Genomic DNA, 12,400 nt, shown 5'->3' with positions numbered 1-12,400 from the left:
TAGTCATCGCATCCAGCATAGTCCACAGCACATCTAGCTTAAACTGCAGAATTTCAAGCATACGATCCTGCTGCTCACGAGTTGTGTAATGATCCAGCGTAATTTCCAGACCATGTACTACATCACGACGCGCTTCGGTCAAACGGTTACGGAAGTACTGGTATCCATCTTCCTTGATCCATGGATAGTGATCCGGCCATGTATCCAGGCGGTTCTGGTGAATGGTCGGCGCAAACAGCTCGGTCAGAGAGGAGCTTGCTGCCTCCTGCCAGGTAGCACGACGCGCAAAGTTAACGTAAGCGTCTACAGCAAAACGCACACCCGGCAATACATGCTCGCCAGACAGAATCTCTTCACGAGTCAGGCCTACCGCTTCACCCAGTTGCAACCAAGCTTCGATACCACCTTCTGCTCCCTCATAACCATCATGGTCCAGCACGCGCTGCACCCAGTGACGACGCACATCACGATCCGGGCAGTTCGCCATGATTGCTGCATCTTTTACAGGAATGCTGATCTGATAATAGAATCGGTTTGCTACCCAGCCGCGAATCTGTTCGGGGGTACTTTTACCCTCATACATCGCGATATGATAAGGGTGCTGCGTGTGATAGAAATCGCCTTTAGCGCGCAGCGCTGCCTCAAACTCGTCACGGGTCATTGGCAATTTATCGTTAGCTTGACTATTCATTCTACTCTAAGCCTTTTTATTCTGTTCACATAGCCTATCCGGATATTGAAGCGAGCTTAAAGCTCAATCGACATACCGTCGTAAGAGACTTCAATATTATGTGATTCCACTTCTGCTCGCTCAGGGGAATCTTCATCCAGAATCGGGTTGGTGTTGTTGATATGGATAAGTATCTTGCGCGGTTTTTCCAGCGTATCCAGATACTCAATCATGCCACCCTCGCCTGACTGAGGCAGATGCCCCATCGCTACGCCTAACTTATCGCCAACCCCAGAAGTGATCAGCTCATCTTCTGTCCAGATAGTGCCATCCACCATCAAGACATCAGCATTCTCCATATAAGGACGTAGGTGCGGTTCAATCTGGCCTAAACCAGGTGCATAGAACAGAGTTTTACCGGTCCGGGTATCTTCGATATGGATACCGATATTATCACCCGGATGTGGATCGTCACGGTGAGGAGAATAAGGAGGCGCACTACTCAATAGCGGCACTGCTGTCAGCTTCAATTCCGGTACCTGAGGAATAACAAAACTGTTTTCGTTCTCACCAATAGGAATGCGGTTGATGTTATTACCACCATTCCAGTGTTTCAGCATATTAAAGACGGGGAAACCCGTCGTAAGGTCCTGCTCAACCATCTCAGTACACCAGATGTTATGTGGGCAGCCTTCGCGCAGCATCAGTAGACCTGTTGTGTGGTCAATCTGACTATCCATATAAACAATCGCAGCGATGCCGGTATCACGGATGGAGCGGTTTGGCTGCATCGGACCAAAATTTGCTAATTGCTCACGAATGTCAGGGGAAGTGTTAAATAAGATCCAGTTTTCACCATCAACACTCACTGTAATAGAAGATTGAGTGCGAGATTTTGCGTTGAGCGTTCCAGCTCTGAAGCCGGCACAGTTGCGGCAGTTACAGTTCCACTGAGGGAAACCACCACCTGCAGCAGAGCCTAATACTTGTACTTTCATTGTTTTTATCTTTAACCGTCTGAATCCTGTTGCCTACAGGAGGAGGAAGAGGTGCGTCATGCAGATTATGTAGAAGGTTCCTTCCAAGATAAATTACCCCGACAAAGGCCGGGGTAATTTATAAAATTCGCAAATAGATTTCTCTATTAACGGTTTGCGAAGTACATAGTAACTTCGAAACCGATGCGTAGATCTGTGTATGCTGGCTTAGTCCACATATTGCGTGTCCTCTTTTTTGTTATTGAAAGGTTTATACAACAAGGATAATAGAAAGTGCAGGCACCCTCATATATGGTACTTTGGAAGGAAAAGTATAATCTTTTCGATTAAATGCATTTACAATCCATTTTTAAAGTATATCCCAGTTCCAGCAGGATCGCCTCATCGTGTACATTGATTATAGCTCCTTTTATTCACTTTTCTTAATATAAGCTCAATCCAACGACCGCCACTACGAACAATAACATCGACATGAAATCAATTTTAATTACAGGCTGCTCAACTGGCATCGGCTATTACTGCGCAAAAGAATTACACCTGCAAGGCTACAAGGTTTTCGCCACTGCTCGCAAAGAAGAAGACGTATCCAGGCTTCAGACAGAGGGGCTTATCAGTTGCCAACTTAACCTGGATGACAGCAACTCAATAGAACAAGCATTAAACTGGGTCTTAGAGCAAAACAATGGACAGCTCGATGCCCTGTTCAATAATGCTGCATACGGCCAACCCGGTGCAGTTGAAGATTTAACCAGAGACGTTCTGCGACAGCAGTTCGAAACCAATCTATTCGGCACCCATGAACTTACCTGTAAAGTAATTGATGTCATGCGACAGCAAGGTCACGGCAGGATTATTCAGAATAGCTCTGTGCTTGGCCTGATCACATTGAAGTATAGAGGGGCATACAATGCTTCTAAATTCGCCCTTGAGGGTTTGACTGATACGCTGCGCCAGGAACTCTCTGGTAGCAACATATATATCAGCCTGATTGAACCTGGACCTGTAGAGAGCGATTTTAGAAAAAATGCTCACCAAGCATTTAAAGATAATATCCAGATAGAAGGTAGCGCCCATCAGGCGGTCTATGAGTCGGTTGAGAAACGACTAGCCAAACAACAAAGCGAGCGGAAGAAAGATCCTTTCACACTTGGTCCTGAGGCCGTTTTAAAACCATTAATCCACGCCCTTGAAAGTCATAAGCCCAAAGCACGCTACTATGTCACCTTCCCCACACACCTCTTTGGCTTTCTAAGACGGATTCTACCCACATCAGCACTGGATTGGATTCTGCAGAAAGTTTCCGATGACGAGAATAAATAAGCAAATACGAAAAAAGGGGCCGATCTAGAATCGCCCCCTTTCAATTTGCACCCAAAGCAAAAAAGATGCGGCCCGAAGACCGCTGCACAGAGCTAAGGGTAATACAAACTTAGCCTGCGCCTTACTTAGTGATCAGGCCATTTCGATCCATCACATCTTCCATTACCGAAAGACTTGTTGGATCATCAATTGTTGAAGGCACCGAGTATTCCTGACCATCAGCAATCTGACGCATCAGCTTACGCAGGATCTTACCGGAACGTGTCTTAGGCAGACGATCAACCACTACAGCTTTCTTGAAGCAGGCAACCGCACCGATCTCTTTACGAACCAGTGCTACCAGCTCAGCTTCCAGATCTGCTTCTTCGATTTCGACACCATTTTTCAGTAGTACGAACCCGATTGGTTGCTGACCTTTCAGCGCATCGTTTACGCCGATTACAGCACACTCAGCGACAGCGCTGTGACCTGCTACAATCTCTTCCATTTCACCCGTAGACAGACGATGACCTGCAACATTGATTACGTCATCGGTACGACCCATGATGAATACGTAGCCATCTTCATCTTTGTAGCCGCCATCACCTGAGCAGTAATATCCTGGGAAGTCTGTTAGATAGCTTGTACGGAAACGCTCAAAGTCACCCCATACAGTAGGAAGACAACTTGGCGGCATTGGCAGTTTAACAGCAATCGCACCCTGCTCACCCGCAGGCAGCTCATTACCTTCCGGATCAAGAATCTGAACGTTGAAGCCTGTTACAGGAACAGTCGCAGAACCCGCTTTCGGCTCAAGCAGCTCAACACCGGTCATGTTACCGCAGATAGCCCAACCAGTTTCAGTCTGCCACCAGTGATCGATAACTGGCTTGCCAGTCACTTCCATTGTCCAGTGGTATGTTGGAGGGTCCAGACGCTCACCTGCCATGAAAATAGTCTTCAAGTTAGACAGATCATAGTTTGCCAGCAGTTTGCCATCCGGATCTTCTTTCTTGATCGCACGGAACGCCGTAGGAGCAGAGAACAGTACTTTAGCGTTGTACTCTTCACATACACGCCAGAACGCACCTGCATCCGGAGTACGAACAGGCTTACCTTCATAAACGATTGTTGTACAACCTGCCAGAAGTGGTCCGTAAACAATGTAAGAATGACCTACAACCCAACCTACATCTGAAGCAGCCCAGAACACATCACCTGGCTCAACGTTGTAGATAGACTTCATTGAGTACTTCATCGCTACCGCGTGACCACCATTGTCACGAACAACACCTTTCGGCTTACCAGTAGTACCTGAAGTGTAAAGGATGTACAGAGGATCAGTGCCTTTAACAGGTACTGGGTCAGCAGGTTCTGCCGTAGCCATCGCTTCAGCCCAGTCGATATCACGACCTTCTGTCATTGCAGCTTCAGCCTGAGGGCGCTGCAGAACAACACACGCATCTGGCTTGTGCGCGGACAGCTCGATCGCTTTGTCCAGCATCGGCTTATATTCAATCACTTTAGCGATCTCGATACCGCAAGAAGCAGACACGATCACTTTAGGTTCAGCATCATCAATACGAACTGCTAGCTCACTTGGCGCAAAGCCACCAAATACAACAGAGTGAATCGCACCCAGTCGCGCAACAGCCAGCATTGCCACAAGCGCCTCAGGAACCATTGGCATGTAGATAACGACACGATCGCCCTTCTCTACGCCCTGTGCTTTCAATACACCGGCAAACTTAGCCACATCATCACGCAGTTCACGGTAGCTAATTTTACGCTTCTGATCAGTTACAGGAGAGTCATAAATGATCGCAGTCGTGTCTGCACGACCATTCTCAACATGATAGTCCAGCGCCAGATATGAAGTGTTAAGCTCACCATCTGCGAACCAACGGTAGATACCATTTTCATCCTGAGACAGGATTTTTTCTGGCTTTTTGAACCACTCAAGATCTTGTGCTTTCTCACCCCAAAACAGCTCTGGGGTCTCGATAGATTTCGAATACTCTGCTTGATAGGACATGTTGTTAAGGCCCTTTGTTATAAGTTAACGGTCATTCGGTCCAGAGGAAGCTTAGGTGGCTTTGAGAAACTCATAGAGAAAACACTATAAAATTTCCATACCGCCATAATTGTTATTGTAGACACTTCCTTAAATGTGTTGACACACTGTAACTGAGTTAAAAGAAGATTTATCTACTACAAAAGGTTTATATACTGATGCATCAGTGCTCTGAAGGTAGGTGCAAGGTGATATAAAACACTTGAGAAATGGGGCATCTCACCAGGATTGTCGACAATTATTGAATTTCCTTATTAAACCAAAGAATAAGACAAGGCTGACTTAGATCAAAAGCCAAAGGCGAATAAGCAGTTTTTATTTGGGACTTGCGTCTTTTGGCAAGTATTTACAAGGAAGGATATGCAGGTTGGCCCACCTCGGGCCAAATTCAGGAGCTATTGAGCTGACTACCAATTCACGGGGGATAGTATACCCCCCATCAAATTTCAAAGCTGAAGAAGCAAAATTAGACAGGATAAACTCTTGGTTCCATCTGTAGACTGACACCAAATTTATCAAGAACTGAGTCTTGAATCTCCTTTGCCAGATCTAAAAGCTCAGTACAGCTACCACCGCCATGATTCACCAGAACCAGGGCTTGCTTGTCATATACACCGACTGAACCGGAGCAATGGCCTTTCCAACCCGCCTGATCGATCAACCAGCCCGCGGCCAGCTTGTAATGACTTTCTCTATCAGGGTAGGCAACCAGACTTGGGTAGTCCTGTTTAATCCGATGATATTCAGCTTCCGGCACTACGGGGTTCTCAAAAAAACTACCCGCATTACCGATCTCCGAAGGAGTCGGAAGTTTAGACTGACGTATTTCGCAAACCGCTTTATACACATCATGAGCGTTAGGCTCTCTTACACCAATCGAAGAGAGATATTCCTGTAGCCCTTTATAAGAAAGGTTCGGCTGAAAAACCGAGCTAAGGGAAAAACGAACCTGCCAGATGATATAACGCCCAGGTTCTTTGCTTTTAAAAATGCTATCCCGATAACCAAACTGGCACTGTTCTTTACTTAGCTGGACCAGTTCTCCTGACTTCCGATCATAGGCAGTAAGACTATGGAAGCAATCAGCCAATTCAACGCCGTAAGCACCTATGTTCTGTACCGGAGCCGCCCCCACATTCCCAGGAATCAAGGCTAAATTTTCTAGGCCATGCAGCCCCATCTGTAGCAACTGACCGACAAACCCATGCCAGTTTTCTCCTGCTCCGACCTCAACAATAGCTTCAGATTCATTATCAACCAGAACATGCACACCCTGTGTTGCAACAGAGATAACCGCGCCAGGAAGGTAGTCCTTGAGAACAAGATTACTCCCCCCGCCAAGAATCAATAAGGGCCAGTTGTTTTGTTCTACTTCATAAAGTGCAATCCGAAGACTCTCAATAGAATCGACCTGCAAATAGCGCTCAGCCGTAACTTTAAAACCAAGTGAGTTTTTTCCACTCAGGTCTACATCACTGTTCCAACTGCTCACTATTACAGTTCCTTTTTAATCTGTTCCAATAAACCTTGAGACGCCGACTCAACCAGATCCAAGACATGCTCAAAACCAGCATCGCCACCATAGTATGGGTCAGGTACTTCAGCTTCACTCATGGAGGTAAAATCAAGAAACAGGCTCAGATGCCCATCATAATCGGATGGCCTTATCGCTTTAAGATTGATCAGATTAGAGCTATCCATCGCCAAAATATAATCGAACTCGTAGAAGTCCTCTTCGATCGCTTGTCTAGCGCGTAAAGGGGTGAGGTCATAACCTCGCTTCTTGGCTGTCTCTGTTGAACGGGAATCTGGAGGATTACCCACATGGTAGGCAGCAGTACCAGCAGAATCTACATGAATCTGTTCGGATAAACCGTTTTGATCAACAAGGGACTGAAAAACACCGTGAGCTGTTGGCGAACGGCAAATATTCCCCAGACATACGAAGAGAACCTTTTTCATCTCTCGCCCTGATCCAACAATTTTTGTAACCGCTCCAGATCTTCAGGAGTATCTACACCAGCAGGAGGTTGCTCATCAGCCTCCGCCACATGAATACGCGCGCCATTCCACATAGCTCGCAGCTGCTCTAAGCACTCGGTCTCTTCCAAAGGAGCAGGCGGCCATTTCACAAAATCGTTAAGTAACTTAACTCGGTAGGCATAAATGCCGATATGGCGCTGCCAGTTGAAACCTTCCGGCATTTCCTCATGAGCACCTTCCAAAGCAAAACTATCACGCGGCCATGGGATTGGTGCCCGGCTGAAATACAAAGCCATACCACGTGTATCAGTCACTACCTTAACCACATTTGGGTTAAGTAATGACTCAACATCGTTAATCGCTTCACTCAGGGTTGCAATACTCGCTTCTGGCTCAGCTTTCAGGTTATGCGCTACCTGATTAATAATACGTGCAGGTACAAGAGGCTCATCTCCCTGAACGTTTACCACAATGTCATCAGCATAAAAGCCTTGATCACGAACCACTTGTTGTAAACGATCTGTACCGGATGGGTGATCCGGAGAGGTCATACAAACTTCTGCACCAAAACCTACAGCAACGTCCGCAATCCGTTGATCGTCAGTCGCTACCAACACTCGCTCCGCTTCACTTTCACAAGCACGCTCATACACATGCTGAACCATAGGCTTACCCTGGAGCTGAGCCAGAGGTTTACCGGGAAAACGACTGGATGCGTAACGCGCAGGAATGATGACAGAAAAGCCCATATAAACTCCTTATTTGCTTTCGCGTTCTTCTGCGCTGAGTTCGCGGGCTTCGTTTTCTAAAAGCACCGGAATATCATCACGCACTGGATAAGCCAGACCACTCGCTTTAGAGATCAGCTCATTGGTTTCTTCGTTGTATTCCAGTGGCGTTTTGGAAACCGGGCACACCAGAATATCCAGGAGTTTCTTATCCATCTTGTTTTTTACCTTTAACTTTTTTGAACGGTTTGCAGTTTCTCAAGTAACTGCGAACTGAAATTATCCGGTAGCTGGGCTGAAACTTCCAGATACCAACTGTTATCCGATGCAAAAGCTTGAACTTTTACCGCATCTTTCTCAGTCATCACAATTGCATGGTCATCACCAAACTGAAGATCCTTAGGCTGGTATTGGTAGTGATCCGGCATGGCATGGGGTAATACTGTTACCTTTGCCTGATCCTGCAGTGCTGTAAAAAAACGCTTAGGGTTACCGATTCCTGCAAGAGCATGGACCGTTGACCCTGCCATCCCTTCCACATCTAGTGAAACCGAACGCTTCTGACAATTGACTAAACGCTGAGGTACTAAGTCCATCTGATACAAGTTACTTTTACCAGCAAGCAAAGAGGTATCCGATGTACCATTGCGGACTATAAAATCCACTGAATCGAAACGGGTTGCCCCTTCCCGTAAGGGGCCTGCCGGTAACAGATGCCCATTTCCAATCCCACGCTTACCGTCAATCACAGCGATTTCTATATCGCGACCTAAACGATAATGCTGTAAACCATCATCACTGATAATCAGATCACAATCAGTCTCTTCCAGAAGGAGTTTTGCTGCCGCACAACGGTCAGCATCAATAACGATTGGACATCTGCAACGCTTATATAGCATATAAGGCTCATCACCGGCTTGCTCAGGCGTTGCAGCAGAAGTGATTATAAATGGGTATTCAGGGGCGTCGCTTTTATAACCACGACTTACAATACCTGGACGGTAACCTTTGACTCTAAGAAGCTCGATAAGATGAACCACCAAGGGAGTTTTACCGGTCCCACCGACACTGATATTACCTACAACAATAACCGGTACTGGAGAATGCCATTGTTTAGACTTAGCTTGAGCGCTATTTTTGTTGGCAAGACATGAGTACAACTTTTCTAAAGGCAACAACCAACGAGGAGCAGGTTGATTGCTGTACCAACGTTTCTCTAGCCAACTCATTCAGATGCTGGCTCTCGAGTTGTAATACTCAGTTTTTCAAACCCTAATCGGCCGGATACATCCATCGCAGTAACAACAGACTGATGTGGCGTTTTAGCATCTGCCGTAATGATCAACGGTAGATCTCGCTTATCCCCTGCCAACTCTTTCAATGCTAAACGCAAGGTTTCTGCCTGCGTATTTACTAACGGCTTGCCGTTGACGCTATAGTGGCCTTCATCGGTGATCAGAATTTCTAGAATCTGTTCTTCAGAAACAGTAGCGTCACCATTAGCCTCTGGCAGATCCACCTCAAGGTGAGTCTCTTTGGTGAAAGTGGTGGATACCATAAAGAAGATAAGCAACAGAAACACCACGTCAATCAGTGGCGTAAGGTTGACGTTTACTTCTTCTGCACGTTGTCTGGGAAACTTCACGTGATTACTCCGTCAGTCCAGATCGATATCACGTTCACCGTGCATCACTTCGATCAGTTTGACGGTTTCCTGTTCCATTGTCACAACCAGTGAATCGATACGACGCTGGAAAAAACGGTGAAAGATGAGTGCAGGAATCGCTACTGTCAGTCCTGCAGCAGTGGTGATCAATGCCTCAGATATACCACCAGCAAGAACGCTGGCATTACCTGTGCCCTGAATCATAATCTCAGTAAATACTTTGATCATCCCGATAACGGTACCCAGCAGACCTAACAGCGGAGTGATGGCAGCAATGGTACCCAAAGGGTTAAGAAACTTTTCAAGATCATGAACAACCTGCCCTGCAGCCTCTTGAATACTTTCTTTCATGATCTCACGACCATGAGAGGCATTGTTCAGGCCTGCAACCAAAATCTGCCCCAAAGGACTGTTTCGCTTAAGGTCTTTGAGACGCTCAGTTGTAATATTGCGTTCCTGAATCAGTGTCCAGACTTCAGCCAGTAACCCTGGTGGGGATATACGATTTGGGCGCAGAGTCCATAAGCGCTCCAGGCAGATAGCCAGCGCAATAACAGAACAGGCGACGATAGGAATCATCAGCCAACCACCAGATTGCAATAGTTCAAACACTGTTCATTCTCCTCATAAACTGCGCGTTACTCTAACACAGATTAAAACGATCTCCAGAACCGTTTTTCATCCTTACGTATTGTCTGTGTTACACAACCCGATTGTGAACTGCCCTTTAGCACAATTGCTCCATCGACTGCAGTATTAAAAATCCGTGTTGAGTGTTGTTTAACCCGCTGAACAACATCGGGATGGGGGTGATTAAAGTGGTTGGCATATCCAGCACTAAAGATCACATTTTCCGGTCTCAGGCGTTGCAAAAACTTACTCGACGTAGACGTTTTACTCCCGTGATGAGCCGCTACTAACCAATCAATCTTACCGTCAATCGATAACCTGGCTTCCTGCTCCTTACTAATGTCCCCTGGCAGTAACAACCGACAGTTGCGGTTTTCCACTAGCAATACACACGACTTATCATTGTCATCTCGCCCTACTGAACCAGCGATCATTTTGAAGCTAACTTCACCTACCCGCCAGTGATCCCCTTTACGACAATATCCGCTACTCTCTCCCTTCGGAAAAGAAGTGATCAACTGCTCAATATGATAATGCTCTTTCACCGCCTGATAGCCTCCCACATGATCAATATCATCATGGCTCAAAATCACATGCTGTAGAGAGTCCACTCGCTTCGCTTTCAGGTGAGGCTGAACAGCTCGTTCAAAAGCATTGCCTCCAGATCGGTAAGCAATCCCAACATCATAAAGCAGACGATAATCCCCCACCTCTACCAGTACAGAAAGCCCCTGCCCCACGTCATAAACCCATGCCTGAAACTGATCTTCTTCATTTTGTTCTGTATTAACGCCTACCAGAACAGGAAGAAAGAAAAACAAGCATAGAGATTTCGGGACAATACCCTTGGGCATTAACAATATAAAGACAGCCACGCAAAGTAGAAGCAAGACCCAGATGGATGATGGGGAAACTTCAATAAAGCTCCAGCTAAAACTGCTTGCAGAATCAACCAACCACCAGAATATAACGGTTAACCACTCCACTATTGGCACTAGCCAATCGAGCCCGATTAAAGACAGCGATAAATTAAGAAATTCCAGCGGGACCAATACAGATACCAGCGGGATGGCCACAAGATTAATGACTGGGGCAATAAGGGATACACCCGAAAAGAATAGGATATACAGTGGCAGCATCCCGAGTAATAGCCACCCTTGCAGTTTTACCCCCTCTCTCCAATTCAAGCGCCACTGCCCCAACCAGATTAAGAGAGCGACTGCAGTAAAAGATAACCAAAACCCCACTTCCCAAACCGCTAAGGGGGAGAACAGAAGTACCGCTGTCACTGCTGTCCACCAACGACTCCAGTGATCCAGATAAAAAAGTCGCCAACCAGAAACAAGTAGAGCAACAAGCATTATGTACGCCCGCTGCGCCGGAAGCTCAGCGCCTGCTACCAATACATAGCCACCTGCTAAAGCGAGAGAAAACAGATAATGAAACGTTCTCTGAATAGAAGACCTGAAGATAAAACCAACTACACGCCCCAGCCACCAACCAACAAAAGCCATAAATCCGATATGCAATCCACTAATAACCGCCAGATGAACCGTCCCGCTGTTTCTTAAGCTTTCCCAATCTTCTTGACTTAGAGCCTGCTTATCACCGGTGATAAGGGCCGATAATAAAGCTTTTGTTCTTACCTCTGGGTGCTGATTCTGTATATGAATATTTATCTTTTCGCGCAGAGTGTGAACTGAAAGCTGATCCTCACCTTCAACCTCAATAAACCGTCTGACATAACCCGTTGCATCCACTCCCCTGACAAACAACCAACGTTCGTAATCGAAGCCTTCGGGGTTGATCAAACCATGGGGCGGTTTAATTCTGACCTCAACACTGAGCTGCTGACCACTTTTTACTTCTATGGGAGCTTTAAACCAGCTGAGTCGGAGCCTTCTGAGTTCAGGTGGCGAATCCTCTTCTGCTACAGATTGAATCTCTGTTACTCCGAGATAAAAACGCTGAGCGTTTTCAGCCCTCTGAGGTAAACCTTCCACTACCCCTTTAACAATCCAATCCGTCCTAACCTGACTCTCAGGTAAACGATGCTCAATTTGCCAATGCCCCCAAACTGTTGTGTAGAGAAAACCAAGCCCAAACAGGCATATCAAGGTTCGATGAGGTAAAGAGCTTTTTATATAGAAAAGCGCTAAAAGCAGTGCAATAGAAATGCAACTGTGGAGGGGTATAAGTGTTGGTTGCCATGTCGCTAACACGACACCAGCAACAAAGCAGATCATCCTTGATCTCATGCTTTAGTTTCCTTGGCTTAACCAATAGCAATGGGCATAATGGGGGAATATCCCCGTTTGCATGCCCATAATAAGTAAATTAGAAGATGCCGCG

At 46.4% G+C, this 12,400-nt stretch carries 13 protein-coding genes; 1 reads left to right on the top strand and 12 read right to left on the bottom strand.

What is annotated here, in order from left to right; genetic code table 11:
• From pqqC to pqqA, 3 genes are all read right to left on the bottom strand, one after another.
• Positions 1-691 (bottom strand): pyrroloquinoline-quinone synthase PqqC (gene pqqC, locus GY843_RS10260; protein ID WP_297309209.1); only part of this gene is annotated, 691 nt, incomplete at its 3' end.
• 56 nt (positions 692-747) lie between these two features.
• Positions 748-1,668 carry a pyrroloquinoline quinone biosynthesis protein PqqB gene (pqqB, locus tag GY843_RS10255; protein ID WP_297309207.1) on the bottom strand — a complete coding sequence of 307 codons (921 nt, stop codon included), beginning with the start codon at positions 1,666-1,668 and terminating at the stop codon, positions 748-750.
• A gap of 146 nt (positions 1,669-1,814) precedes the next feature.
• Positions 1,815-1,886, bottom strand: a complete 72-nt coding sequence (gene pqqA / locus GY843_RS10250) for a pyrroloquinoline quinone precursor peptide PqqA (protein WP_003243383.1) — start codon at positions 1,884-1,886, stop codon at positions 1,815-1,817.
• Between the two features lie 253 nt (positions 1,887-2,139).
• Between pqqA and GY843_RS10245 the strand changes: the two genes are divergently transcribed.
• On the top strand, positions 2,140-2,988 hold the full coding sequence (locus tag GY843_RS10245) for an SDR family oxidoreductase (RefSeq protein WP_297309205.1): 849 nt from the start codon (positions 2,140-2,142) through the stop codon (positions 2,986-2,988).
• A 121-nt stretch (positions 2,989-3,109) separates the two neighbouring features.
• On the opposite strand, the gene GY843_RS10240 is transcribed toward GY843_RS10245, so the two are convergent.
• The 9 genes from GY843_RS10240 to GY843_RS10200 all read right to left on the bottom strand — a co-directional run bounded on the left by GY843_RS10240 (position 3,110) and on the right by GY843_RS10200 (position 12,306).
• Positions 3,110-5,002, bottom strand: coding sequence for a propionyl-CoA synthetase (locus GY843_RS10240; protein WP_297309203.1), 1,893 nt, complete (start codon positions 5,000-5,002; stop codon positions 3,110-3,112).
• 505 nt (positions 5,003-5,507) lie between these two features.
• Positions 5,508-6,533 carry a UDP-N-acetylmuramate dehydrogenase gene (gene murB / locus GY843_RS10235; protein WP_297309201.1) on the bottom strand — a complete coding sequence of 342 codons (1,026 nt, stop codon included), beginning with the start codon at positions 6,531-6,533 and terminating at the stop codon, positions 5,508-5,510.
• Between the two features lie 2 nt (positions 6,534-6,535).
• Positions 6,536-7,003 (bottom strand): low molecular weight protein-tyrosine-phosphatase, encoded by a 468-nt coding sequence (locus GY843_RS10230; protein ID WP_297309199.1) that lies wholly within the window; start codon positions 7,001-7,003, stop codon positions 6,536-6,538.
• Positions 7,000-7,773, bottom strand: coding sequence for a 3-deoxy-manno-octulosonate cytidylyltransferase (gene kdsB, locus GY843_RS10225; protein WP_297309197.1), 774 nt, complete (start codon positions 7,771-7,773; stop codon positions 7,000-7,002). Before kdsB ends, GY843_RS10230 begins: the two co-directional genes overlap by 4 nt.
• A 9-nt stretch (positions 7,774-7,782) precedes the next feature.
• Positions 7,783-7,968, bottom strand: a complete 186-nt coding sequence (locus GY843_RS10220; protein ID WP_297309195.1) for a Trm112 family protein — start codon at positions 7,966-7,968, stop codon at positions 7,783-7,785.
• 14 nt (positions 7,969-7,982) lie between these two features.
• Positions 7,983-8,981, bottom strand: coding sequence for a tetraacyldisaccharide 4'-kinase (gene lpxK / locus GY843_RS10215; protein ID WP_297309193.1), 999 nt, complete (start codon positions 8,979-8,981; stop codon positions 7,983-7,985).
• Positions 8,978-9,397 carry a biopolymer transporter ExbD gene (locus GY843_RS10210; RefSeq protein WP_297309191.1) on the bottom strand — a complete coding sequence of 140 codons (420 nt, stop codon included), beginning with the start codon at positions 9,395-9,397 and terminating at the stop codon, positions 8,978-8,980. Before GY843_RS10210 ends, lpxK begins: the two co-directional genes overlap by 4 nt.
• Positions 9,398-9,409: 12 nt before the next feature.
• A complete protein-coding gene (locus GY843_RS10205; protein ID WP_297309189.1) occupies positions 9,410-10,030 on the bottom strand; it encodes a MotA/TolQ/ExbB proton channel family protein in 621 nt (206 codons plus the stop codon).
• A gap of 41 nt (positions 10,031-10,071) precedes the next feature.
• On the bottom strand, positions 10,072-12,306 hold the full coding sequence (locus tag GY843_RS10200; RefSeq protein ID WP_297309186.1) for a DNA internalization-related competence protein ComEC/Rec2: 2,235 nt from the start codon (positions 12,304-12,306) through the stop codon (positions 10,072-10,074).
• Between the last annotated feature and the right edge of the window lie 94 nt (positions 12,307-12,400).

This window comes from Neptuniibacter sp. (assembly GCF_024231755.1).
Taxonomy (GTDB): domain Bacteria; phylum Pseudomonadota; class Gammaproteobacteria; order Pseudomonadales; family Balneatricaceae; genus Neptuniibacter.
The sequence above is the reverse complement of the archived record's forward strand: the minus strand, read 5'-3'. Positions and strand labels throughout refer to the sequence as shown.

Excerpts from the sequence above, each read along its gene's own strand:
- kdsB (WP_297309197.1), bottom strand. The coding sequence starts at position 7,773 with ATGGGCTTTTCTGTCATCATTCCTGCGCGTTACGCATCCAGTCGTTTT.
- GY843_RS10200 (WP_297309186.1), bottom strand. The coding sequence starts at position 12,306 with ATGAGATCAAGGATGATCTGCTTTGTTGCTGGTGTCGTGTTAGCGACA.
- pqqB (WP_297309207.1), bottom strand. The coding sequence starts at position 1,668 with ATGAAAGTACAAGTATTAGGCTCTGCTGCAGGTGGTGGTTTCCCTCAG.
- lpxK (WP_297309193.1), bottom strand. The coding sequence starts at position 8,981 with ATGAGTTGGCTAGAGAAACGTTGGTACAGCAATCAACCTGCTCCTCGT.
- GY843_RS10240 (WP_297309203.1), bottom strand. The coding sequence starts at position 5,002 with ATGTCCTATCAAGCAGAGTATTCGAAATCTATCGAGACCCCAGAGCTG.
- GY843_RS10245 (WP_297309205.1), top strand. The coding sequence starts at position 2,140 with ATGAAATCAATTTTAATTACAGGCTGCTCAACTGGCATCGGCTATTAC.
- GY843_RS10230 (WP_297309199.1), bottom strand. The coding sequence starts at position 7,003 with ATGAAAAAGGTTCTCTTCGTATGTCTGGGGAATATTTGCCGTTCGCCA.
- GY843_RS10220 (WP_297309195.1), bottom strand. The coding sequence starts at position 7,968 with ATGGATAAGAAACTCCTGGATATTCTGGTGTGCCCGGTTTCCAAAACG.